At 72.8% G+C, this 23759-nt stretch carries 24 protein-coding genes and 1 pseudogene; 12 read left to right on the forward strand and 13 right to left on the reverse strand.

Features of this window, described 5'->3' with window-relative positions:
- Nucleotides 1–22 precede the first annotated feature (22 nt).
- The gene (locus CLT71_RS12075) at nt 23–1621 is read right to left on the reverse strand and encodes a Y-family DNA polymerase (protein WP_101371379.1); all 1599 of its coding nucleotides are present in this window, start codon (nt 1619–1621) and stop codon (nt 23–25) included.
- A 225-nt stretch (nt 1622–1846) separates the two neighbouring features.
- Here CLT71_RS12075 and CLT71_RS12080 point away from each other — a divergent pair, with 225 nt between their 5' ends.
- The gene (locus CLT71_RS12080) at nt 1847–2689 is read left to right on the forward strand and encodes an SCO4651 family lipoprotein (protein WP_101367182.1); all 843 of its coding nucleotides are present in this window, start codon (nt 1847–1849) and stop codon (nt 2687–2689) included.
- 185 nt (nt 2690–2874) lie between these two features.
- Here the strand turns inward: CLT71_RS12080 and CLT71_RS12085 are convergent, their stop codons facing one another.
- The 3 genes from CLT71_RS12085 to CLT71_RS12095 all read right to left on the reverse strand — a co-directional run bounded on the left by CLT71_RS12085 (nt 2875) and on the right by CLT71_RS12095 (nt 6239).
- Nucleotides 2875–3597 (reverse strand): hypothetical protein, encoded by a 723-nt coding sequence (locus CLT71_RS12085; protein ID WP_486483219.1) that lies wholly within the window; start codon nt 3595–3597, stop codon nt 2875–2877.
- Between the two features lie 72 nt (nt 3598–3669).
- Entirely contained in the window at nt 3670–4113 is a 444-nt protein-coding gene (locus CLT71_RS12090) for an SAV_6107 family HEPN domain-containing protein (protein ID WP_101367183.1), read from the reverse strand.
- Nucleotides 4114–4589: 476 nt separating this feature from the next.
- Nucleotides 4590–6239 (reverse strand): RICIN domain-containing protein, encoded by a 1650-nt coding sequence (locus CLT71_RS12095; RefSeq protein ID WP_101367184.1) that lies wholly within the window; start codon nt 6237–6239, stop codon nt 4590–4592.
- Between the two features lie 305 nt (nt 6240–6544).
- On the opposite strand from CLT71_RS12095, the gene CLT71_RS12100 reads away from it, so the two are divergent.
- Nucleotides 6545–7516, forward strand: a complete 972-nt coding sequence (locus CLT71_RS12100; RefSeq protein ID WP_199187579.1) for an EamA family transporter — start codon at nt 6545–6547, stop codon at nt 7514–7516.
- Nucleotides 7517–7623: 107 nt separating this feature from the next.
- Here CLT71_RS12100 and CLT71_RS12105 read toward each other — a convergent pair whose 3' ends face one another.
- Both CLT71_RS12105 and CLT71_RS12110 read right to left on the reverse strand, forming a co-directional pair.
- The gene (locus tag CLT71_RS12105; protein ID WP_486483220.1) at nt 7624–8268 is read right to left on the reverse strand and encodes a phosphatase PAP2 family protein; all 645 of its coding nucleotides are present in this window, start codon (nt 8266–8268) and stop codon (nt 7624–7626) included.
- Nucleotides 8269–8346: 78 nt separating this feature from the next.
- Nucleotides 8347–9018, reverse strand: coding sequence for an NADPH-dependent F420 reductase (locus CLT71_RS12110; RefSeq protein ID WP_486483221.1), 672 nt, complete (start codon nt 9016–9018; stop codon nt 8347–8349).
- A gap of 78 nt (nt 9019–9096) precedes the next feature.
- Here CLT71_RS12110 and CLT71_RS12115 point away from each other — a divergent pair, with 78 nt between their 5' ends.
- The 8 genes from CLT71_RS12115 to CLT71_RS12150 all read left to right on the forward strand — a co-directional run bounded on the left by CLT71_RS12115 (nt 9097) and on the right by CLT71_RS12150 (nt 15710).
- On the forward strand, nt 9097–9444 hold the full coding sequence (locus tag CLT71_RS12115; protein WP_101367186.1) for a winged helix-turn-helix transcriptional regulator: 348 nt from the start codon (nt 9097–9099) through the stop codon (nt 9442–9444).
- A gap of 115 nt (nt 9445–9559) precedes the next feature.
- On the forward strand, nt 9560–10048 hold the full coding sequence (locus CLT71_RS12120) for a YbaK/EbsC family protein (protein ID WP_101367187.1): 489 nt from the start codon (nt 9560–9562) through the stop codon (nt 10046–10048).
- Nucleotides 10049–10080: 32 nt separating this feature from the next.
- Nucleotides 10081–10857 (forward strand): monooxygenase, encoded by a 777-nt coding sequence (locus CLT71_RS12125; protein WP_101371382.1) that lies wholly within the window; start codon nt 10081–10083, stop codon nt 10855–10857.
- A gap of 16 nt (nt 10858–10873) precedes the next feature.
- Nucleotides 10874–11425, forward strand: coding sequence for a GNAT family N-acetyltransferase (locus CLT71_RS12130; RefSeq protein ID WP_101367188.1), 552 nt, complete (start codon nt 10874–10876; stop codon nt 11423–11425).
- Between the two features lie 62 nt (nt 11426–11487).
- A complete protein-coding gene (locus CLT71_RS12135; protein WP_101367189.1) occupies nt 11488–12327 on the forward strand; it encodes a carotenoid biosynthesis protein in 840 nt (279 codons plus the stop codon).
- Nucleotides 12327–13463 carry a glycosyltransferase family 2 protein gene (locus tag CLT71_RS12140; protein WP_101367190.1) on the forward strand — a complete coding sequence of 379 codons (1137 nt, stop codon included), beginning with the start codon at nt 12327–12329 and terminating at the stop codon, nt 13461–13463. The genes CLT71_RS12135 and CLT71_RS12140 overlap by 1 nt, the downstream gene beginning before the upstream one ends.
- A gap of 17 nt (nt 13464–13480) precedes the next feature.
- Nucleotides 13481–14980, forward strand: coding sequence for a phytoene desaturase family protein (locus CLT71_RS12145; RefSeq protein WP_101367191.1), 1500 nt, complete (start codon nt 13481–13483; stop codon nt 14978–14980).
- A 121-nt stretch (nt 14981–15101) separates the two neighbouring features.
- Nucleotides 15102–15710 (forward strand): VOC family protein, encoded by a 609-nt coding sequence (locus tag CLT71_RS12150; protein WP_101367192.1) that lies wholly within the window; start codon nt 15102–15104, stop codon nt 15708–15710.
- Nucleotides 15711–15782: 72 nt separating this feature from the next.
- Here the strand turns inward: CLT71_RS12150 and CLT71_RS12155 are convergent, their stop codons facing one another.
- From CLT71_RS12155 to CLT71_RS12170, 4 genes and pseudogenes are all read right to left on the reverse strand, one after another.
- Entirely contained in the window at nt 15783–16979 is a 1197-nt protein-coding gene (locus CLT71_RS12155) for a DUF418 domain-containing protein (protein ID WP_101367193.1), read from the reverse strand.
- Between the two features lie 391 nt (nt 16980–17370).
- A pseudogene (locus tag CLT71_RS12160) lies at nt 17371–18051 on the reverse strand (CDP-alcohol phosphatidyltransferase family protein); the annotation flags it as partial.
- 123 nt (nt 18052–18174) lie between these two features.
- On the reverse strand, nt 18175–19092 hold the full coding sequence (gene metF, locus CLT71_RS12165; protein ID WP_101367194.1) for a methylenetetrahydrofolate reductase [NAD(P)H]: 918 nt from the start codon (nt 19090–19092) through the stop codon (nt 18175–18177).
- Nucleotides 19093–19263: 171 nt separating this feature from the next.
- Nucleotides 19264–19461, reverse strand: coding sequence for a helix-turn-helix transcriptional regulator (locus CLT71_RS12170; RefSeq protein ID WP_486483222.1), 198 nt, complete (start codon nt 19459–19461; stop codon nt 19264–19266).
- Nucleotides 19462–19692: 231 nt separating this feature from the next.
- Here CLT71_RS12170 and CLT71_RS12175 point away from each other — a divergent pair, with 231 nt between their 5' ends.
- Together CLT71_RS12175 and mptB are read left to right on the forward strand one after the other, a co-directional pair.
- Nucleotides 19693–20775, forward strand: coding sequence for a polyprenyl synthetase family protein (locus tag CLT71_RS12175; RefSeq protein ID WP_101367195.1), 1083 nt, complete (start codon nt 19693–19695; stop codon nt 20773–20775).
- A gap of 47 nt (nt 20776–20822) precedes the next feature.
- Complete coding sequence (gene mptB / locus CLT71_RS12180; RefSeq protein WP_101367196.1) at nt 20823–22508, forward strand: polyprenol phosphomannose-dependent alpha 1,6 mannosyltransferase MptB; 1686 nt, start codon at nt 20823–20825, stop codon at nt 22506–22508.
- A gap of 19 nt (nt 22509–22527) precedes the next feature.
- Here the strand turns inward: mptB and CLT71_RS12185 are convergent, their stop codons facing one another.
- The 3 genes from CLT71_RS12185 to CLT71_RS12195 are packed head-to-tail and all read right to left on the reverse strand — an operon-like array spanning nt 22528 to nt 23622.
- Nucleotides 22528–22893, reverse strand: coding sequence for a lycopene cyclase domain-containing protein (locus tag CLT71_RS12185; protein WP_101367197.1), 366 nt, complete (start codon nt 22891–22893; stop codon nt 22528–22530).
- A gap of 16 nt (nt 22894–22909) precedes the next feature.
- On the reverse strand, nt 22910–23242 hold the full coding sequence (locus tag CLT71_RS12190; protein ID WP_101367198.1) for a lycopene cyclase domain-containing protein: 333 nt from the start codon (nt 23240–23242) through the stop codon (nt 22910–22912).
- A 14-nt stretch (nt 23243–23256) separates the two neighbouring features.
- Entirely contained in the window at nt 23257–23622 is a 366-nt protein-coding gene (locus CLT71_RS12195) for an Rv2175c family DNA-binding protein (protein ID WP_101367199.1), read from the reverse strand.
- Nucleotides 23623–23759 lie beyond the last annotated feature (137 nt).

Raw genomic sequence — 23759 nt, forward strand, 5'->3', positions numbered from 1 at the left:
TGTCGCCCTGGACGACCTGGCCCTAGTCATAGATCGCCTCCACCCACCAGCGTCCACCGGCGAGGGAGAGCAGCATCGCGGCGCCGTCGGCCAGCCCGATCTGGAACCGGGCCCGTCGGTTGGCCTCGGCCGGAGCCCACCAGCGTTCGTCGACCGGCCACGGGCCGGCCCAGCTGACGATCTCGCCGGTCCAGACGGCGGCCTCGCCGGTCCGGCCGGCGGCAGCGGCCGGACCGATGCCGGCCGGCGCGCTGATCTCCAGTCGGGCCGGCGGCGCACTCACCTCCAGCCGGGCGGTGACCCGGACCGGTTCGTCGGTGGCGTCGAGGACGGCCGCCGGCATCGGTTCGGGCAGTACGACCGCGGGGGCCGGTGCCGGCAGCCGGCCCGGCCAGGGTGGGGCGGGCAGCCGGAGCGGCACCCGTTCGTCGCCCCACGGCACGAACCGGACCTGTTCGGCGGGGGACCGTCCGCCGCCGAGCACGGCGGTGACCACCGCCTCGGGGCCGAGCAGTCCCTGCACCCGACTCAGTGCCCGGCGCGCCCGCTCGCGTTCCTCCCCGGTCTCGCCCCAGAGCCCTGGTTGCAGGCCAAGGTGGTTGAGTACCCCCTCGGGGACCAGCCGCAGCCGGATGATTCCGGCGGTCGGCCGGGCCGGGCCGGGCCGGGCGGCGCCGGGCCGCCGGCTGGTCCCGGAGAGCCAGCCGTCGAGCTGCCAGCGCACCCGGTCGGCGATCGCCGCCGCGGTCAGCAGGCCGTCGTGCCGCCAGACCCGGTGCAGTTCCTGACCGTGTGCGGTGACCGCCTCGATGCCGAGCCGGGTGCAGGCCAGGGCGTGCCCGGCGAGCCTGTCGTGCAGCCGTTCGGCGAGCGCCCGGGCGGCGAACGCGGCGGCGTCGACCCGGTCGAGCGGCTCGTCGTAGGTCTCGGTCACCGCCAGGTCGGGCGGTGGGTGCCGGACCGCGAGCGGCCGGTGGTCCCGACCACCCGCCAGCCGGTACGCCAGCACCCCGTCGAAGCCGAACCGGGCCAGTACGTCCCCGGCGGGCAGGGCCGCGAAGTCGCCCAGAGTCCGCAGGCCGAGCCGGCGCAGCAGGTCGACCAGGGGCGGCCGGCCCAGCGCCGCGATCGGCAGACCGGCGAGGAACTCGGGGCTGCCGCCTAGCGGCACGATCCGCCCGGACCGGGCGGCCAGTCCGGCGGCGAAGACGCCGTCGGCGACGCCGAGCTGGCTCTCCACCTCGCAGGTCTCGGCGATGTGTTCGACGATCCGTTCGGCGGCCCGCTCCTCGCCACCGAAGTAGCGGGCCGGCCCCCGGGCGGCGACCGCGCACGTTCCCGGACGGATCACCTCGACCCCGGCGACCATCTCCGCCACGGCGGCGACCACCGGCTCGAAGGCCCGGACGTCCCGGGCGGGGTCGTGCTCCACGACGGTCAGTCGGGGGCAGCGGCTCTGCGCCTCCCGCTTGCGCAGCCCCGCTCGCACCCCGTCGGCACGGGCGGCCTCGGAACAGGCGACCACCCGGTTGGCGTGCAGCACCGCGACCGGGGCGGCGGAGGAGATCCCGTCGACGATGTCGGCCGCGACCACCGGCCAGTCGGGGCACCAGATCAGCATGGTGCGCACGGCGTGCTGCGGCGACACGTCGATCCACACCTCCCTTGACCTGCGGTTGAGCAGATCTTAGAACGTGTGTTCGAGTCACGTTGCCCCGGCTGCCGCTTTCGAGCCGACCCGCGCGTCCGCCCCCGCTCCCACCGGCCACCCGTCGCGCGGTTGCGCAGGCGGGATACCGTGTCGCCCGTTCTAGGAAAGTACCCACCTCTCAGGGAAGGCTGTCACTTGTCACGTTGGAAGAACGCCGCGGTCCTGACCGTCTCCGGGCTCACCGCTCTGGCGTTGACCGCCTGCGGCTCGGACACCGGCACGCCCGGCGAGTCGAAGCAGCCGAGCGTACTGGAGTTGCTCACCAGCGACCTCAAGGGTTCGCTGCAGAAGGTCGTCGACAAGACCGACTCGACCGATTCCGTGACCATGGTCGTGGAGGGCACGGCTGCCGGCGAAAAGATCAAGATGCAGGGCGCCCTGGACCTGCGCGACCCGGTCAAGATGGAAATGAAGATGGAGGGCCCTGACGGCGCTCCGATGACCGTCCGGATGATCGGTGCCGTCGTCTACGTCGAGGTGCCCGAAGCGAACCGCGCGGACCTGGAGGGGAAGCGCTGGTTCAAGATGGACCTGAGCGCTGCCAGCGACCAGGCGGGCATGGACTTCACCAAGCAGCTCGAGGATGTCGACCCCACCAAGCAGGTCAAGACCCTGCTGGCCACCGAGGGGACCACCATCGTCGGCGAGGAGACCCTGAACGGGGTACCCACGGTCCACTACACCGTCACCGCCCCGATGGCGACCTACCTCGGGCAGCTCGACGCCGAGGCGCGCAAGGCGGTCGAGCAGGAGCTGACCAAGAACGGCGTCAAGGAGGTCAAGATCGACCTCTGGGTCGACGAGCAGTACCTGCCGCGTCGGGCGCACATGGTGATGGGCACGATGAGCGACATGAAGATCGACTACACCGACTACGGCAAGCCGGTGAACATCGAGACTCCGGCCGCGTCGGAGACCGCCGATCTCGCCGAGATGCTGAAGGGCCTGAAGGGTCTGGAGGGCCTGCCCACCGGCTGAGCCGCCTCACCCGAACCCCTCCGGCGTGTTGTTCCGCCCGCTTCGGTCGTCACCGACGGACGGGCGGGACACGCCGGAGGGCCCGGCGTGGACCCGTGCACCCTGCCCGGACGGTTCACCCTCCCCGGACGGTTCACGCCGCTGGACGGCTCACCCTCCCCGGACGGCTCACTCTGCCGGGGCGCTCATCCTGTCCGGACGACGGTGAGCGCGCTTCGCCGCGCGGCGGAACCGACAGGGGTCGGAACCGGTGCCGCCGCCCCCGTCCGCCGGTCACCCGGCAACCACACCCGGATCTCCTTGGGGCGTACCGCCGCGCCACGGCCCCGGGCCGAGATGGTCACCTCCCGTCGCCGCAACCTGCCGCGCCCCTGCTCCAGGCCCTCCCACCGGCCACGCAGCACCTGGAGAGTCAGGTCGGCCCCGGTCCAGCGGCCGTACGGCACGAGGACGCTGCCGCGCTGCCGGGCCCGGGCGGCGAGCCGGTCGGCGACCGAGGCGGAGACCGTACCGGGTACCGCCGCGACCACGACGTCGACTCCGTCGATCAGAGCGGCGACCACTGTCGCCCACTCCGGGCCGGGATGCGGGACGAGAGCGAGCCGGTCCAACGCGATGCCGAGTTCGGCGGCGGCGACCGCGCCGAGTGTGGGCATCCCCACCACGGCACACCAGGCCCCGCCCCGGGAAGCCTCGACGAGCAGCGCCAGCATCAGCGAGGTGCCACCACTGGAGCCGGGACGGCCGACCGCCACGGTGCTGCCGCGCCGTAACCCGCGCTGGGGCAACAGCCCGGCCAGTTCCGACAGCACCGGCAGAGTCCGGTGCGGATCGGTGGTCGCCGGACCGCTCGCCGGTCGCACCAGCCCGGCCAGAGCGGTGGAACCGAGCACCATCCGCCCCGCCATCGTGACCACAACCCCCGTGTTCCGTAGCCCGTGTTCCGTAGGCCTCGTATTACGTAGCCCGTGTTCCCTAACTCAGGCGGCCATCCCGTCGAGCACCGGCTGGTGTGCCACACCGAGCGCCACCTCGATCACCGCGACGAACTGTTCGGCCGCGCGGAGCAGGTCGTCCGCCTCCCGGGCGGTCACCACCCGGGGGATGCCCGCCTCGGCGGCGGCCCGCTTGGTGGCGCCGGTGGCGAAGTAGTTGGCCCACTCCCCCAGCTCGGGGGCGACGACCACCAACAGCGCCCAGACGCTGGTGACCCGGTTTCGGCGGGTGGGTGCGGGACGGGCCCGGGCGGCGAGCATCGCCGCGGCGGCCCGCAGCGCGGCCAGGTGCGCGGCGGCGTACCGCAGACCGTCGGGGCGGGTCTCGGCGGCCTCCGCCAGCCCCATCCGGGCGATGGTCAGTAGTTGGGCCGGGGTGCGGTGCGGCAGCACGTGCGACGGCACCGTCGGCGCCTGGCTGGTCGGCATGGGACTGTCTCCTCCGCGTCACCCATTGAACCTTTTCAACCTCCACTTGCGGTCCGGTGGGCCGCAAGGTCAGCCGCGGTGCGTGAGCGCCGCGCGGTCCAGGTTGAAAAGATTCGTTCACCACGTTGAACTGGCCGGCTGCGGAGGAAGACGCACCGGTGTGTGGCCGGCCGGATGTGGACGCTTCCCCACACCACACCCGGCCGGCCTACCGGCGGGTCCGTCGTCCGCCGCCCGGGGGTCGTGGGCGGCGGACGACGACCTGCCTGGTTGGGCCCGGACTCGCGGTTCCGGAGCCCGTGCGGTCCGCGAAACCGCACTCGGGGGTTACGCCGCGAACGCCACCCCCGGCGTCAGCCGAGCACCCGGTCGGCGGGCCGACTCGCATCGAACCCTACCCAATCGAACACTCGTTCTAACTACTGGAGAGAGTACACCCCCGGACCGACAAAAACGCAAGCTGCCGGGGGTACGGGTCAGCACCAGGTCAGCGTGGAGTTGTTCCGGGTGACGTTCCGGATCACGTTGTTGGCGCCGCCGCAGGGACTCTGCCGGATGTTGGTGTTGGTCACCGTCAGGTTCTGGAGGGTGATGTTCGAGGAGAGCGGGAACTCGCTGCGCGCCGCGATCCGGACCTCGCCGCCACCGGTCACCGTCCCGGACTGCCCGGCGATGGTGACGTTGTAGCAGTTCTCGATCAGGATCGAGTTGTTGCCGGTGTTCGAGATGGTCACCCGGTCGATCACCGCTCCGCCGCTCTCCGAGACGCAGAAGATGCCGCGCCCGCCACCCCGGGCGATCACGTTGCCGACCCGGATGTTCGTCGGGTAACTGCTGCCCACCCGGCCGTTGCGGTTGGCCATCCGGAACGCCGCGTACCCGGTGCCGGCGCCGGCGTTGTCCGCGTCGACGGTACCGACGGTGGCGTTGATGGTGTCGTTGAGCAGCAGCCCGGACTCGCCGACGCTGCGGGCGGTGACGGTGCCGACGGTCAGCCCGTCCACCCCGTACGTCTCCACGCCCTGGCTGCTGGTGCCCTGCACGTACACGTTGTCGATCCGGATGTTGCGGACCTTCACCGCCCGGTCGCCGCCGTGGTTGTCGATCCGCACCCCGAGGCCGCCGTTCAGCCGCATGTCGATCTGGCCCAGCGTCAGGTTGTTCACGTTGCGCATGAAGATGCCGTAGAGCGGCGACCCGGTCAGGTTGAGGTGCTGCACCTCGATGTCGGTGGCGCCCCGGGCGTACACCGGAGCCTGGTCGCCGGAGCCCGAGCCGGTCACGTTGATCGTGCCGCAGACGTCCAGGATCGTGTAGCTCGGCAGCGAGATCCGGGAGTTGGCGCTCACCGAGCCCGATCCCCGGACGACCACCCGCTGCTTGGAGGTACGCCCCGACGACAGGCTGTTCACCGCGGCCTGCACCGCCGAGCGCATGTCGCTGCCGGTGTAGACCGTGCTGCCGCCGTTGCGGGCGGTCCAGGTGCTGCCGCTCAGCACCGCCTCGGCGTTGTACGAGCCGCTGCCGCAGTCGGCGCTGCCGCTGCCGTCACCGGAGCCGATCCGAATCATCTGCCACTGCTGGTTGTAGCCGCCCAGGTCCTGGTACTGGGCGATGATCCCGCCGTCGGCGGTGGACCACTCCCAGACGTCGAGCGCCTTGCCGCTGTGCCGGCTGATCAGGCGTACGTGCCCGCCGTCGGAGTCGGCGACCCCGAAGTGCTGGCGGGTGGTGCCGTTGTCGGCGTTCTGGATCAACTGGGTACCGTCGGAGGCGTTCGGCATCTCCAGGAACCTGCCGCTGTGCCGAGATCTGATCTTGTAATAGCCGCTGCCCGCGTCGACGAACTGCCACTGCTGCTGGTTGCCGTCGTTGCGGGCCCACTGCACGATCGGCGCGCCGTCGCCGGTGGCGAGGTTGTAGAGGTCGAGCGCCTTGCCGCTGTGCCGGGAGACGAAGACGTAGTAGGCACTGGTGTCGATGGTGGCCGCCGCCGCGGGTGGCAGCCCGACCGCGGTACCGGCACCGGCCAGCACGGTCGTGAGCGCCAGTACCAGACCGGCTCGCCAGCCGCGTCGTCGCGGGCTGCGGCCGGGAGGTCTCCGGTCGGTGGTGGTGAGCGTCATTGGTCCTCCTGAGCTGGGGGAACGGTGGGCCGGGGAAGGCTCGGTGCCGGGCGACGGGCCGGGAGGGCTCGCCAGGACTACCACCGGAGCCGGTACGCCGAGGCGACGCGCCAGCGGGACAGGACCGGTTTCAGAAAGGCCTTTCCCCGACGTCGGCAACGTATCGAACCGTTTCAATCAAGTCAACGCCATCGATGGCTCATGCCGCTCGACCGGTACTTTTCCGCGCTCGACGTCGAGACGACCGGCGCGGTAATGACCAAAAGCGATTCGGCTCCTGACTGATCGCCGGCTACCCTCTTCCGGTGACGACTCGCAGACCTGCGCTGGGCGTGGTGATGGTGCTCTCGTCGGGCGCGCTGTTCGCCGTCAACGGCACCGTCTCCAAGCTCGTGCTCCGGGCCGGCATCGACGCCGCGCAGCTCACCCTGATCCGGGCCGCCGGAGCGTTCGCCGGGCTGCTCGCGCTGAGCCTGCTGCTCCGGCCCGGCCCCCGCCGGCTCCGGATCACCCCGGGACAACTGCCGCTGCTGGTCGCCTACGGCCTGGCCGGGTTCTTCCTGACCCCGATGCTCTACTTCGTCGCCATCTCCCGGATGCCGGTCGGCATCGCGCTGCTGTTCGAGTACACCGCGCCGCTGTTGGTGGCGCTCTGGGCCCGGTTCGTGCAGCAGCAGCGGGTACGCCCCCGGCTCTGGGGCGGGCTCGCGCTCAGCCTGGTCGGCCTGGCCTGCGTGGCCGAGGTCTGGGGCGAACTGAAACTCGACGGGATCGGGGTGCTCGCCGGCCTCGGCGCCGCCGTACTGCTGGCCGGCTACTACCTGCTCGGCGCCCGGGGCGTACAGCAGCGCGACACGCTCTCCCTGACCACCTGGGCGTTCGGCGCCTCGGCCGTGGCCGGGCTGCTCACCCGGGCGGTCACCGACGGCACCGGCGGCTGGGCGCCGCTGGGTGGGACCAGCGGCGGCGTGCCGGTTGCGCTGCTCTGCGGGTACGTCGTCCTGCTCGGCTCGATCCTGCCCTTCCTGCTGGTGGCCGGCGCGCTGCGGCACCTGCCGGCGACCAGCGTCGGCATCCTCGGCATGATCGAGCCGGTACTCGCCGCGACGGTCGCCTGGATCGCCCTCGGTGCCGGCGAGGCGCTCAACGCCGCCCAGCTCGGCGGCGGCCTGCTGGTACTGGCCGGCGTCGCCCTCGCCGAGACGGCCCGGATCGCCCAGCCGCCGGCCGGAACCCCGCCGCTACCCGCCCCCGAGGTGGTCGCCGCACCCCGCTGACCGGCCGGGCCGAACCGGAACGGTACCGGCGCCGAACCAGCAAGCGGGCCACGATGCCGAACAGCAACCGGAACGGTCCCCGGCCGAACCGGAACGGTCCCCGGCGCTCAGCGGCGGAGAGCGGGCCGCACCGCGATCAGCAGTGCGGCACTGGCCGCCGCGCCGAGCAGCAGCCCGGCGAGCACGTCGTGCGGATAGTGCACGCCGGCCAGCACCCGCAGCGCCGCCACCGCCCCGGCCACCGGTACCGCCAGATACCAGAGCCGGGGAGCCAGCAGCACCAGGCCGGCCGCCAGCCCACCGGCCACCGTCGAGTGGTTGCTCGGGAACGACCAGTCGCCGACCGGTGGGCAGGAGACCCAGGTGACCGCGTCGGCAAAGGCCCGGCACGGCCGTTCCTGGTCGACGACCAGCTTCAACCCCTCGCTGACCAGGTACGCCAACACCGTGCCCACGCCCACCAGCAGCACGCCGAGCGCGCCTGGGATACGGTGGCGCCGCCAGCCGAGCCAGCCGACCCAGGCCAGCAGCCCGGCGAGGACGAGCAGCCCACCGGCGGCGCCGTACTCCGCCAGGGTGTGCAGCCAGTCGGGCAGCTCGCCGGCGCGTCCGGCCATCCCCCGGTACGCCTCGGCGGACGGCCCCTCGGTCACCACCAGCGGTCGCGGATCCCCCACTCCCCCGGGAGCCAGCAGGGCCACCGCCACCCCGGCGATCAGGAGCATCGGTACCACCAGCAGAATCCGCCGCAACACAGTCATAGTAGATCAACTTACTCGTTCCACCCTTGGGCAATACCGTCAAAGGTCGCCTCGGCCGGACGACCTTCGTCAGGGCTGCGCGGCGGGCAGCAGGGCGGGATCCACGTCCGGGACGGCGAACCGGGGATTGTGCCCGGATGCGACCACCCGCATGACGAATCCGGCAGCCTCCTCCAGTTGCCGTGCGCTGGCCAGGCCACCGACCACGGCAGCCCGACCGCCGAGATCGCGGATCAGTGCCGTGCTGTGTTCGAGTGCGGCGGGCTCGTCGCCGCAGATGGCCACGACCGGGGCGGCCTCCGGCGGCCCGGCGTACGGCCACGAGGCTCCCGCGAACAGGTGCAGCGCCTTCACCACATGTGCGCCACGGGCCGAGCGGGCCACGAGTTCCGCCGCCGAGCCGGTGGCCGGTTTCAACGCGCCGGTCGCGAAGTCGACCGCGTTCGTACAGTCGATGACCGTCCTGCCGGCCAACGAGCCCGCGGACCCGCCGACGAGGTCGAGGGCCGCCACCAGCCCGTCCCAGGCGACCGCCACCACCAGCACGTCGGCCCGAGCTGCGAGGTCGGCGGGGTCGACGGCCGTGGCGGCGGCGCCGATCCGTCCGGCGGCCCCGACGGCGTGTTGCCGGTTGCGCCCGGTCACCAGCAGCGAGTGACCCGCGCCCGCCCAGGCCCGGCCGAGCGTCTCGGCCAGGTTGCCGGTACCCACGATTCCTATCCGCACAGCGTCCTCCCTCATCCCGGATACGGTGACGCCGGCAACGCTACGAAGGCGATTCCTACCAACTGGTAGGAGACCGCTGCGACACTAAGCCACGTGATCGACGGCGACTGCCAGACCTTCGTGTCGGACTGCCAGGTGCGAGCGGCAACGGAACTTCTCCACCACGCCTGGGATCCCGTCGTACTCTCGGCCCTGCGATCGGGGCCGACCCGACGCAACGAGTTGCTGATGCGCATCGGCGGCATCAGCGACAAGGTGCTGACCGAGGCCCTGCGCCGCCTCCAGGCACGGGCACTGGTCACCAGGACTCGCGGCAGCGAGGCGGCGCCCGGGGGCGCGGTCTATCAGCTCTCCGCGCTGGGCGAGTCGTTCGTCCACGGGCCCCTGGCGCACCTGGCCCGGTGGGCCGCCGACCACCAGGGCGAGCTGGCCGCGCCATGAGGTGACGGTCGCCCGTAACCGCGAACGCGGTCGACGGCAGAAGTCACCGCCGGCACACCAGCGACCGGGACCCGGCAGGCCGGAGGCCGTCGGCCCGGGAGGCAAGATAGAGCTCATGCAGCCACATCCGAACGTGCAGGCGGTGCAGGACGCGTTGGACAACGCGGGCAGCCGTGACGGCTCCGGCACGCCCAGCCGGGTCAGGATCCTGCCCGAGGCGGTGCACACCGCCGTCGCCGCGGCGGCGGCCCTCGGCGTCGAGGTGGGCCAGATCGCCAACTCGCTGATCTTCGACGCGGGCGGCGAGCCCCTGCTGGTGCTCACCTCCGGGGCGCACCGGGTGGACACCGCCCGGGTCGCCGCCGACCTCGGGTTGCCGGCACTGCGCCGGGCCACCCCGGAGTTCGTCCGGGAACACACCGGCCAGCCGATCGGTGGAGTCGCCCCGCTCGGGCACCCGAAGCCGATCCGTACCCTGGTCGACACCGCGCTCGCCGACTTCCCGGAGATCTGGGCGGCCGGCGGCGTGCCCCGGGCCGTCTTCCCGACCACCTTCACCGAACTGCTGCGGATCACCGCCGGCAGTCCTGCCGAGGTGGCGTGAGCGGGCCGGACCGCGACACGGCCGGGCGCGCCATGCCCGGACCGCCCGGCGAGCCGACCCCGGCGCCGCTGGTCACCCTGCACGTCTGGCGGGTGCCGCCGCACGCCCTGCCCCGGGCGCTGACCCGGATGGCCGTCGACCGGCGCCGGCTGCGGGCGGTCCCCGGCGTACGGTTCGGCAAGCTGCTCGGTACCGGTACGGGCACCGGGTTCGGGCCCACCGACGCCGACCTGACCCGTTGGGCCGCGCTGGTGGTCTGGACCGACCCGGAGCGGGCCGCCGCGTTCGACGAGTCCCCGGTGGGACGGGCCTGGCGCCGCGTGGCGCGCTCCGGCGCCCGGCTCGACCTGCGACCACTGGCCAGCCGGGGCCGGTGGTCCGGAGTCGAGCCGTTCGGCGTACCTTCGTCGGGGCCGGACCGCGCCGCGGCGGGCACCGCACCCGACCGGCCGGTGCTGGCGCTCACCCGGGCCCGGCTCCGGCCGCTGCGCGCGGGTATCTTCTGGCGGGCCGTCCCGCCCGTCGCCGCCGCGCTGCGGGACGCATCCGGCCTGCTGGCCCGGTTCGGCATCGGCGAGGCGCCGCTCGGCTGGCAGGGAACGGTAAGCGTGTGGCGGAACGCGACGTACCTGCGTCAGTTCGCGTACCGTTCCCCCGAGCACCGCGCGGCGATCACCCGTACGCCCCAGCAACGCTGGTACGCCGAGGAACTCTTCGCGCGGTTCGAGGTACGCAATCTCGCCGGTGACCCGGCGGTGCTCGGCTGGGTCGGGTCCGGCGGTGCCCCGGAGCCCGGCACCGGCAGGTAGTGAGGAGCGGACGACCATGAGGCTGGTGCCGTGGAAACCGGACGATCTCGCCCGGCGGCTCGACGAGGTGATGTCGGTCTACGGCGAGGCGATGGGATACCGGGCCGAGTTGCTGGAGGCCCGCCGCGGCTACATCGCGACCCACGTACGCCGGCCCGGGTTCCGCGCGGTGGCGACCCTGAGCACCAACGGTCACCTGGTCGGCTTCGGCTACGGATACCTCTCCGCCCCCGGGCAGTGGTGGCACGACCAGGTGTTCAACGCGCTGCCCGGCGACGCCCGCAAGACCTGGTTCGCGGACTGCTTCGAGGTCGTCGAACTGCACGTCCGCCCGGCCGCCCAGGGGCACCGGCTCGGCGCCGGCCAGCTCCGCGCCCTGCTCGGGATGGCCGAGGGCAGCACCACGCTGCTCTCCACTCCGGAGGCGGACGAGCGGACCTCCCGGGCCTGGCGGCTCTACCGCCGGTTCGGCTTCGTCGACGTGCTGCGGAACTTCCACTTCCCCGGTGACGAGCGGTCTTTCGCGGTACTCGGTCGGGAGCTGCCACTGCCGCCGCCCGAGCGATGAGCACCCGATGAGCACCCGATGAGCGGCGGATGAGCGGCGGATGAGCGGCGGATGAGCGGCGGATGAGCGGCGGAGGCGCCCCCGGCGCGGGTACGGCCGCCGGCCGGCTGAGCTGGCTGCTGCTCGGCGTACTGGTGCTGGCGCAGATCGGCTATCCGCTGACCGGGGGCGTCGACCGGGCCCGGCTGACCGTAGCCACGGTCTGCCTCGGCTGGCTGCTGTCGGTGAGCCACGCCCTGCTCACCCGGGGTCTGCGGGTCGCCACCGGGCTGGTACTGGTCACCACCGGCGGCGGGCTGGCGGTCGAGGCGCTCGGCGTGGCCACCGGCGTGCCGTTCGGCGGGTACGCCTACTCCGGCGAGCTGGGTCCGAAGCTGGTCGGGGTACCGCTGATCATCCCGCTGGCCTGGACCTGGATGGCCTGGCCGGCCTGGCTCGCCGCGGTCCGGCTGACCCGGTCCGGGGCGGGTCGGATCGCGCTGGCCGCGCTGGGGCTGGCCGCCTGGGACCTGTTCCTCGACCCGCAGATGGTCGCCGAGGGCTACTGGAGCTGGCGGGACCCGGATCCGGCCCTGCCGGGGGTGCCGGACGTACCGGTCAGCAACTACCTCGGCTGGCTGGTTTTCGCCGTACTCCTGATGGCGCTGCTCGGGCCGGTCGCCGGCCGGGCCGCCGGGCTCGCCACCCGCCGGGACGCCCCGATGTACGCCCTCTACCTCTGGACCTACGTCGGCAGTGTCCTCGCGCACGCGGTCTTCCTCGACCTGCCCGCGTCGGCCGGCTGGGGCGGGCTGGTCATGGCAGTCGTCGCCATCCCGCTCGCCTGCAAGGAAGGGGCCCTTCTACAACAGAAAACGATAAGAAGGGGCCCTTCCTTACACCCGGACCGGTCGGCTGAGTGATGTGGGGGGTGTTGGGCGGCTGGGTGCTGGTGGGGGTCGTCGGGGTGCTCGCCGGGCATGCCTGGCTCAACGCCTCCCGCTGGCTGCGCCGCCCGCCCGCCGGCCCGGCCGACGTCGACGAGCCGGTCACGGTGCTGCTGCCGGTACGCGACGAGGCGACCCGGGTCGGGCCCTGCCTGCGGGCACTGCTCGCCCAGCGGGGCGTACCCGAACTGGAGATCGTGGTGCTCGACGACGGTTCGACCGACGGTACCGCCGAGGTGGTCCGGGCGGTCGCGGCCGGTGATCGGCGGGTACGCCTGCTCGACGGCGCGCCGCTGCCGCCGGGCTGGCTCGGCAAGCCGTACGCCTGCCAGCAGCTCGCCGACCGGGCCGGGCCGCGAGCACGGGTACTCGTCTTCGTGGACGCCGACGTGACGCTGCACCCGTACGCGGTCGCCGCCGCCGTGCACACGCTCCGGTCGGCGGAGGCGGTGCTGCTCTCCGCGTACCCCCGGATCGTCGCCGGCTCGGCGGGTGAGCGGCTGGTCCAGCCGCTGTTGCAGTGGCTCTGGCTGACCTTCCTGCCGCTGGCGGCGATGGAGCGCTCGCCCCGGCCGAGCCTGGCCGCCGCCGGTGGCCAGTTCCTGGTGCTGGACCGGGCCGGCTACCGGCGGGCCGGTGGGCACGCGGCGGTCCGGGACCGGGTGCTGGAGGACATCGAGCTGGCCCGGGCGGTGAAGCGGTCCGGCGGCCGGATCGCCCTCGCCGACGGTTCCCGGCTGGCCCGGTGCCGGATGTACGGCTCCTGGCCGGAGTTGCGGGACGGCTACTCCAAGTCGCTCTGGGCGGCGTTCGGGTCGCCGGCCGGGGCCGCCGCCGTCGTGCTCCTGCTGTTCCTGCTCTACGTCGTGCCGCCGCTGCTCGCCGTCGGTGCGGCGCTTGCCGGCGCGCCGACGCTCGCCCTGGTGGCGCTGCTCGGCTATCTGCTCGGGGTGCTCGGGCGCCTGGTCAGCGCCCGTGCGACAGGTGGCCGGGGCTGGCCTGACGCATTGACACATCCGTTGTCGGTCGCGGTCCTCGGCTGGCTCACCATCCGGTCGTACCATCTGCGGAGGCGGGGACGGCTCAGCTGGCGGGGCCGACCGGTGCGCTGACGAGGGGGCGTACGTAGGTGAGTCGGGTGGTCGTCATCGGTGCCGGGGTGGGCGGGCTGGCCGCCGCGGCCCGGTCAGCGGCGCTCGGCCACGAGGTCACCATCTACGAGCGCTCCGACGTGGTCGGCGGCAAGCTCGGCCGGTACGCCCGGGAGACGTCTGTCGGTGCGTTCCGGTTCGACACCGGCCCGAGCCTGCTCACCCTGCCCCAGGTCTTCGCCGACCTGTTCGAGGCGACCGGCGCCAAACTCGACGAGTACCTCGACCTGATGCCGCTGGACCCGACAATCGTCCGGCACGTCTTCGCACCGTCGGACACCTCCCCGGCGGCGGTGCTCGACTCGTGTGCCGATCCCGAGGTCTTCGCGGCCCGGATCGCCGAGCGGTTCGGCGGGCCGGCCGCCGACGACTGGCGACGGCTGTGGCGCCGCGCCGAGCGGATCTGGGTGGCCTCCTGGCGGGACGTGCTGCGCCGGCCCGTCGACTCGCCCCGGGATCTGGCGAGGCTGGCCTGGCGACTCGGTGACCTGGCCGCGATCGCCCCCGGCCGGACCCTGCGCGACCTGGGCCGGCGCTACCTGCGCGAACCCCGGCTCCGGATGCTGCTGGACCGGTACGCCACCTACACCGGAGCCGATCCGCGCCGGGCGCCGGCCGCGCTCGCCGCCATCCCGTACGCGGAGCTGACCTTCGGCGGGTGGTACCCGCGCGGTGGGCTCGGCACCATCGCCGACGCGCTGCTCTCCCGCTGTCTCGACCTGGGTGTGGTGGTGGCGACCGGCAGCACCGTCACCGGCATCGAGGCGGCCGGTGGCCGGGTGCACGGGGTACGCCTGGCCGGTGCCGTACGTCCGGTACCGGCGGACGTGGTGGTGGCGAACACCGACGCCCTGACCCTCTACCGGGACCTGTTGCCGACCCCGGAGCGGCTGGCCGGGCTGACCGACCGCAGCCTGGCCGGCTTCGTACTGCTGCTCGGGGTGCGTGGCGACTCCGGACTGGCCCACCACAATGTCTTCTTCCCGACCGACTACGACGCCGAGTTCGACGCGGTCTTCGGCGACCCGGGTCGGGGCGTACCGGCCCGCCCGGTGGCCGACCCGACGGTCTTCGTCAGCGTGCCCGACGACCCGCTGGTCCGGCCGGCCGGGCACGAGGCGTGGTTCGTGCTGGTCAACGCCCCCCGGCACGGGCGAACGCTGAGCGGGGTCGACTGGCGGCGGCCGGGGCTGGCGGACGCCTACGCCGACCGGGTTCTCGAGGTGCTCGCCGAGCGTGGCGTGGACGTGCGGGACCGGCTGCTCTTCCGGGAGGTGCTCACCCCGGCCGACCTGGTCGGCACGGCCGGCGCCCCCGGCGGGGCGATCCACGGCAGCGTCGGCGGGCTGCTGCGACCCGCCAACCGGGGTCCGGCCCGGGGCCTGTTCCTGGTCGGTGGCTCCACCCATCCCGGCGGCGGCCTCCCGATGGTGGCGCTCTCCGCGCAGATCGTCGCGGGCCAGATCGGCCGGGCCTGATCGGTCCGCTCCCGCCGGGCGCGTCCGTGCTCACTCCACTGAGGCGTCCGGCGATCGGAGCCGGCGGAGTTGGTCAGGAATCAAGAAGTATGTGCTCCCCGGCCGCTACTAGCGTGAGGTCATGGCTACCATCGACTTCGCTACCATCGAGGTGACCGACCTTACGGTCGCCGATCGTTTCTACACCGAGGCGCTCGGTCTGGGCACCCGGGTGCGCCTGCGCGCATCGGAGGCACCGACGACCGGCTTCCGCGGGTTCACGCTCTCGCTCATCGTGTCCCAGCCCGCCACCGTCAACGGCTTCGTCGACAGCGCTCTCGACGCCGGCGGTACGGTGCTCAAGCCGGCCACGAAGTCGCTCTGGGGCTACGGCGGCGTTGTACAGGCACCGGACGGCACGATTGTGACGCTCGCGTCGTCGTCGAAGAAGGACACCGGCCCGGCCACCCGGCAGATCGACGACCTCGTGCTCCAGTTGGGGGTCTCGGACGTGGGCGCGACCAAGCGGTTCTACGCTGACCACGGTCTCGCCGTGGCGAAGAGCTTCGGCTCCAAGTACGTCGAGTTCGCCACGGGTCCGGTGAAGCTGACGCTCTACAAGCGCCGCGCCCTCGCCAAGGTCGCGGGCGTCTCCCCGGACGGCACCGGATCGCACCGGCTCGCCATCGCCAGCGACGCCGGAACCTTCACCGACCCGGACGGGTTCGTCTGGGAGGCCGCGCCGCGCTGACCCGGGCAGCGGCGCCGCCGTCCGAGCGCCTCCTCCTGCGAGTGCGCGATTCCGGTACGCGGTCAGGGCCGCTTAGCGCGGGGGCTGCCGGTAGGTGACCCGCCGGATCAGGATCTCGAACGGTCCACGGCGTCCGGTCCGACGCATCCAGTCGGCGAGCAGCACCGTGCTCAGCCAGGTCAGGGTGGCCAGCAACGCCGTACCGGCGATGGTGAGGGTGCCGGAGAGGTCGAGCAGGAACGGGGTGAAGGCGACGGCCCAGACGATCGACTGGGCCAGGTAGCAGGTCATGGAGCGCTGGCCGACCGCGGCGATCGCGTCGACCACCGGCCGGGGCTGCCGGGCCTGGAGCCGGGCCGCGACCAGCGACAGCAGCGCGGCGTACCCGAGACCGCCGAGCAGCCCTGTCGTGTCGTGCAGCGAACCCAGCAGTTCGAGCGTGCTGCGGTCCGGGATCGGCACCACCCCGGCAAGCATCAGCGAGACCGGTTGGGCACCGAGCACGGCGGCACCGATTCCGAGCACCGTGGTAACGATCAGCAGCGCCCGATGCCGCTGCGGCTCCTCCAGGACACGTCGGCGCCCCGCCCACAGCCCGAGCGCGAACGGACAGGCGAAGCCGAGCGGTCCGAGCAGTGCGACCTGGAGCGAGACGGGAGGGCGCTCGACAACCATGGCGGCCAGGTCCGGCGGGAGCATCGAGAGCTGCGGCGGCGTACTGCTGACCGCCAGCGAGTCATCGCCCGGCAGCGCGTTGAGCAGGAAGAAGGCGAGGGCCGTCAACAGCAGCCAGCGGTCCCGGCGGTGCACCAACCAGGCGCCCACGAAGAGCAGTACGCCGTACGCGGCCAGGATGTCGCCGACGTAGAGCAGTACCGCGTGCAGGAAGCCCACCACCACCAGTACCAGGCTGCGCCGCCAGAGCAGCCGGCGTACGGCCCGTGGCCCGAGTGCCTCCTGCCGGTGCGCGATCCGGGCGACCCCGTACCCGAACAGCAGCCCGAACATCGGGAACGCCCGACCGTCGACGAAGGCCGCGATCAGCCAGGTGACGGCCCGGTCGAGGGTCGAGCCGTCCTGCGGGTAGCCACCGAGCACCGACGCGCCGCGCAGGAAGTAGTGCGAGTTGGCCAAGGCGATGAACAGCAGCATGAAGCCACGGGCCAGATCGGGGCCCAGCGCACGGGTCGACACCGGACCCGGTCGGGGAGCATCCGGGACGGTCCGGGGGTGGTCGTCCGTCGCGTCCGGCCGGCGGAGGGTTGTCATGCCGACAGCCAACCAAGGCGCGCTGTCGGATCTCATCGTGCTTCGGTCGGTCTCGGGGTCGACCAAAGTCGGTCATCACCGTCGACGCCCGACCAGCTCACCCGACCCTGCGAGTGGTCACTCGGCTGGTTTGCAGCGATCACCCGGGCGGTTCGCAGCGATCATCCGGGGCGGTTCGCGACGGTCACTCGGGCGGTTCGCGGCGGCTCAGTTCCACTCCGGTCGGCTCGCGGCGGGCCAGTTCCCGGCCCGGCGCATCGTTGCCGGTCGGCTCCTCCCCGATCGACTGCCGGCCGGAGGACTCCCCGGCCACCGGCCGGTTCGCGGGCGGTGGCTGCCCGGCCGGCCCGGCACCGCCCGCCTCGCGACCGTCCGGCGCCTTGCCGGTGTCCAGCGACCGGCGTACCGCCGAGAGCAACTGGACCATGCCGAAGAAGCCGAGCAGTACCCAGATCGCGGTCGCCACGGTGATCGTGCCGGCCGCCAGTTCCGGCATCACCAGATGCGCCAGCCCGGCGACCAGCAGTCCCACCACGGCGACGCTCACCCGGCTCGGCCGCTCCCCCACGGTGACGGTGCCGATCTCCTTCATCCCCGCCGAGACCGAACGGGCCCGGGTGTACTCGTGCAACCAGGAGAGCCCACCGGCCGCCACCACCAGCACGCCGGGGGCGCCCACCAGCCAGAAGGCGACAAGCCAGCAGACCTCGCCGATCCGGTCGGCGAGCGAGTCGTAGACGTACCCGAGTCGGGTGGTCCGGCCGGTGACCACGGCGACCGCGCCGTCGATGCTGTCCGCCACGGCGGCCAGCAGCACGAAACCGGCCGCCAGGAGCGGCCCGACCGGCCCCGGGCGGGACTGGCCGACCGACACGGGCACGGCGACGCAGAGCAGCACCCCGAGTACCGTCACCGCGGTCGGCGACACGTGCAGTCGGGCGAGGAAACAACCCAGGACGTACGACATCCGCAGCCAGCGGCGCACCGACGTGGTCGCCATCCGGGGGTCGAAGCCGCCGTGCAGCCGCGCCCACTTGTTGGCGTACTCGTCCCAGGTCAACCGGTTACCCACGCTGGCTCAACCGCCGGACGGCGGGCCAGGTCGCGCCTGCGGCTCCCGATCGGGTCGTTGGCGCGGCAGGCGCGGCGGCGGAGGGCGCCGCCAGCGTCCCCGGGCCGGCTCGGGCCGCACCGCTCAGACTCCGACGCCGGCCTGGAGGCTCTGCCAGACCTCCCGGGTCGCCGTGGACCGGTTGAGAGTGATGAAGTGGATCCCCGGCACACCTTCGTCGAGCAGTCGGCGGCACATCTCGCTGGCCTGCTGCACACCGAGCCGGCGGACCCCCTCCGGGTCGTCGGCGATCCGCTCGAACTGCGCGGCCAGCGCGGGCGGGAACGGTGCCCCGGAGAGCTGCTGGGAGCGCTCGATCGTGCTGAGCTGGGTCACCGGCATGACGCCGGGCAGGATCGGGGTGTCGCAGCCGGCCGCCGCGACCCGGTCACGCAACCTGAGATAGTCGTCGGCGTCGAAGAACATCTGGGTGATCGCGAAGTCCGCCCCGGCCCGGCACTTCTGGATGAAGTACTGCGTGTCGGTGGCGATGTCCGGCGAACGGGGGTGCTTGTACGGGAACGCGGCCACACCGACGCTGAAGTCGCCCGCCTCGCGGACCAGCCGGACCAGTTCCTCGGCGTAGAGCACGCCGGACGGATGCTGCACCCACTCACCCATCGGGTCGCCCGGTGGGTCGCCGCGCACCGCGAGCACGTTGCGCACCCCGGCGCCGGCCAGCCGGCCGATCACGTTGCGCAGCTCGGCGACCGAGTGGTTGACCGCGGTCAGGTGCGCCATCGGCAGCAGGGTGGTCTCGGTCGCAACCCGTTCGGTAACCGCGACGGTGGTGTCCCGGGTCGTCCCGCCGGCGCCATAGGTGATCGAGACGAACGAGGGACGCAGCGACTCCAGCTCGCGGATCGCCTGCCAGAGCAGCCGCTCGCCCTTCTCGGTCTTCGGCGGGAAGAACTCGAAGGAGAAGGTCGGCGAGGGACCACGAACCAGGTCCCCGATCGACGGCCGCGAGTCGGGGAGGACGGAGGGAAGACCAAGCGCCACGCCGCGACTCTACCGGTCGGCCGGGCCCGCTCCCGCACCATTGGGTCCGGTTAGCGGCGAGGAGTCCGCTTTTCGGTCCCATCCAGCGGTCACCGCCGCGCTGAGGACTCCGGCGATGCCGCGAGCAGTCCGCGTACTGCTATCTGCCGGAACCCCTGGCACTACCTACGGTCAGCCGTGCTCGCCTTCAAGATCCTTACGGCGCTTCTCGGCCCACACGCGGACATCCTTCGTAGCCCAGACACGGCCGACCGTCAGGTGTGCGATCGGCGCTGGGAAGTCGTCCCGGTCCGCCAGGGCGTTGGCCCGCTGCCGAGAGATACCGAGGAAGTCGGCAATCTCAGCCATCGCCATCACTTCCTCGGTCACCGGCAGACCTTCCGACGGGCCACCCTTTACGACATGTCACGTAGCCTAGCCCTCCTTCGGTCATTGACAAGTTTCTCTTCCTGGAACGCCCACCAAACGGCGGTTCGAGTCGATCGACGCTGCGCTGACCAGGGCGGATATTCGGACGAGCGGCCCGATACCAGCCGTCTCCGAAAGCTGGGGGCCTGGCCGTACCGAGCACTCGGTTGGTCGATCCACTAGCGTCATGACGTGACCGAATCCGCCCCCGTCCCACCGGTGGACCGCGCTGGCCTACGCCAGCGGGTCGACAACTCGTTGGCCCGGTTCCTCGTCAGACAGCGCGCCTGGATGACCAGCGTCGACGACGGGCTCGGCACGGTCGCCGACGCGCTGGAGGCGTTCGTACTCGGCGGCGGCAAGCGACTGCGGCCGGCGTTCGGCTACTGGGGTTACCGGGGTGCGGGTGGGCGCGACTCCGACGAGATCGTCAGCGGGCTGGCCGCGCTGGAGTTCGTGCAGGCGAGCGCCCTGATCCACGACGACCTGATGGACCGGTCCGACACCCGGCGCGGCGAACCGTCGATCCACCGCCGGTTCGCCGCCCAGCATCGGGCCGCCGGCTGGAGCGGTGCACCGGACGGCTTCGGCGAGTCCAGCGCCATCCTGCTCGGCGACCTCTGCCTGGTCTGGTCCGACGAACTGCTGCACGGCAGCGGGATCGACCCGATCGTGGTCAGCCGGGCCCGGCCGGTCTTCGACGAGATGCGCGCCGAGGTCACCCTCGGGCAGTACCTCGACGTACTCGCGCAGGCGACCCGGGACACCTCGGTCGAGCGGGCGAGCAAGATCGCCCGGTACAAGTCCGCCAAATACACGGTCGAACGACCGCTGCTGTTCGGCGCCGCGCTCGCCGACGCGCCCGCCGAGCTGCGGGCCGCCTATTCGGGGTACGGGTTGCCGCTGGGCGAGGCGTTCCAACTCCGGGACGACGTACTCGGTGTCTTCGGTGATCCCGGCCAGACCGGCAAGCCGGCCGGGGACGACCTGCGGGAAGGCAAACGGACCTACCTGGTGGCGGCGGCGCTGGAGGCGACCACTCCGGCCGGACGGGAGCTGCTGGAGCGCCGGCTCGGCGACCCCGGACTCGACCAGGCCGGCATCGAGGCCCTGCGCGAGGTCATCACCAGCAGCGGGGCGCTGGACCGCACCGAGCGGCGGATAGCCACGCTCACCGACACCGCCCTGGCCGCGCTGGTCGGTGCCGACCTGGAGGCCGAGGCGCGCGAGGTCCTGGTGGACCTCGCCATCGTGGCCACCCGCCGCAAGGATTGAGCCGGAACCGGCGGTCCGGGGTACCGGCGGCTGGGGATGCTGGTCTGGTGCGACCCGCCGCAGAGCTGCCCGCCCCGGACCGGCCCACCTGGCTGCGGATCGCCGGGCTCGCCGCCAGCGCCACTCTGGCGGTCAGCGCCTACCGGGTCGGGGCGCTGCCGACGGGTGCCGCCGAGGCGGAGCCGCTGCCGGACAACTGGGCAGACTGGCTCGGCCTCACCGGTTGGATCGCCGGGCTGGTGGCGCTGACGGTCGTCTGGTGGCGGCTCGGGGTACGGATACGACGCCGGCCGGCGAGCGTACCGCTGGGATGGCTGCTGCGTACCGGGCTGCTCTGGGCGGCTCCGCTGCTGCTGGCACCTCCGCTCGGCAGCCGGGACGCGTACGCCTACGCCTGCCAGGGCGCCCTCTGGCTCGACGGGGTCGACCCGTACTCGGTCGGGGTACTGCCGGGCGGGTGTGTCTGGTCGGGCACGGTACCCGCGCTGTGGCAGGAGACTCCGACCCCGTACGGCCCGCTGGCGCTGGCCCTGGCCGGCGGGGCGGTGGCGCTGGCCCGGCTGGCCGGTACCACCATCGACGGCGAACTGCTGGTCGCGATCGGGTTGCTCCGGGCGGCGGCGCTGGCCGGCGTCGTACTCGCCGTCGCCTGCCTGCCCCGGCTGGCCCGGTCGGCCGGGGTCGATCCGGTCCGGGCGACCTGGCTCGGGCTGGTCTCCCCGCTGGTCGGCGTCCACGCGCTGGGTGGTGCACACAACGACGCCCTGGTGCTGGGGCTGGTCGTCGCCGCGTTGGCCCTGGCTGCCGGCCGGCCGTCGGCGCTCGGCGCCGGTCGGGCCGGGCTCGCCGCCGGGGCACTGCTCGGGTTGGCGGTCGCGATAAAGGTCACCGCGATCGTGGCGCTGCCGTTCGCCATGCTGCTCACGATCGTCCAGCCCGGTTCCAGCCGCCGCACCGGGCACCGCGACGGCGGGCAGGACGACGCCCCGGACGGCTCGGACGGCGGGCAGGCCGACGTCCCGGGCGGCGACGTCCCGGGCAGCTCGGACGGCGCCCGGCGGGCCGACATCCCGGGCACCTCCGGCTCCGGCGGTGCCTGGCGGGCGGGCGTGGCACGCGTACTCCTCGATCGGCGGCTGGTCGCGGTGCCCGCCGGTGCGGGCCTGGCCTTCGCCGGGGTGACCCTGGCCAGCGGGCTGGACCTGGGCTGGATCTCCGCGCTCTCCGACACCGGCCGGCTGGTGCAGTGGACCTCGGTCCCGACCGGGCTGGGCATGGCGGCCGGATACCTGCTGCGGCTCGCCGGGCACCCGGAGGCGGTCGACGCCGCCGTGGCCGTGGCCCGGTTCCTCGGCCTCGTCGCGCTGGCCGGGACGATCGCGGTGCTGCTGGTCCGCGCCGGTCGGGCCGTCCCGGCACCCGACCGGACCGGCGCCCGCCGTCGACTGGTGACCCTGACCGGCCTGGCCTTCACCGCCCTGGCGCTGCTCTCCCCGATCTTCTACCCCTGGTACGGGTTGGTCGCCGTCGCCGTGCTCGCGGCGGGCCTGCACACGTGGCGCCAGGTCAACCGGGTCGCCGTCGCGGTGACCGTACTCAGCTTCCTGGTCCTGCCCAACGGCTTCGGACTGGCCGTGATCACCAAGCTGCCCGGTGCGCTCTTCGACGTGCTCCTGGTGCTGGTGCTGGCCGGCTTGGCGTACCGGAGGTGGCGCGCCCGCCCTCGAGGCTGACCGTCAACGGTGCCAGCTGTCAGCGGTTCGATCGTTGCCGGCGGAGCAGCCGGAGCAACAGGGAGCCCTCGCCTGCCGCCGGGGTCCGCTGTACGCCGGCCCGACCGAGCCTGACCCAGACGCTCAGGGTCAGCAGCACCAGGGCGAAGCCGAAGAGCAGGTCCTCCACCGGTGCGTACACCAGCCGCCAGCCGATTATCGCGTCCGGGTCGTACCGGACGATGTTCCGGCCGGTCAGGATGCCATTCGAGATCAGCTGGAAGAACACGATGATCGGGTACGTGGCCCAGAACACCGGCCGACGGACCAGCCGGGTACGCAGCACGAAGAGGTCGACCAGCACCGCGCCGACCACTCCGAGCAGGGCGGCCACCGTGTAACTCATGACGACTCGTCGACGTTCACGGTGACTCGTCGCCGGCCGGCCAGCGCAGCACCGCGCGTACCGCCTCGAAGCCGAGGATGGCGCAGCAGGGTACGACGACGAAGAAGAGCAGCTCGTCCAGCGGCAGGTCGCCGGGCAGCAGTACGCCGGTGGTCTGCTCCGGATCGAAGGTCCAGTGCCCGGCGGCTATCGCGGCCAGGTCCCAGAGCGCGAAGATCACCACCACCGGCAGCAGGGTGAGCAGCAGCCGCCGCCACCGGCGCAGCACGTTGACCCGCAGTACCGGCTCCAGCCAGAGCGCGGCACCGAGGCACCCGGTGAGCACCGTCAGGTAGGCGAATCGCTCCATCGGCGGGACCCGGCTCAGAAGCCGGTGGCCTGGGCCCGGCGCTTGACCTCCCGGGCCCGGTCGTCGCCGAGTGCCTCCGCCGGGACGCCCGGCAGGGTGTCGTCGGGCAGGTAGAGCCAACGCAGCGTCGCCTCGTCGTCGTACCCGGCGTCGTGCAGCAGGGTGAGGATGCCCGGCAGGTGCTTGCGTACGGTCCGGTTCGCCACCAGTTCGGCCGGGACCACCCGGGTACCGTCCCGACGGACCGCGAGCAGTTCCCGGTCCCGGATCATCTGGTGCACCTTGCTGATCGACACCTCCAGCCGTTCGGCGACGTCCGGAAGGCTCAGCCAGCCGGACGGCTCGGTCGGCTGCGGGTCGGCGGGTGAGGATTCGGTCACCCGCTCACCTTGCCACGCCGCCGCCGACCCCGACGAACGGCTCCCCCGCGAGCCCTGCCAGCTCCGGCCGACCGGAAAAGGAGGCAGTTTCCGGCGGCCGGGCGGGACGACACCGGCAAATCCTGCCGAAGTGATCT

This window comes from Plantactinospora sp. CNZ320 (assembly GCF_002846275.1).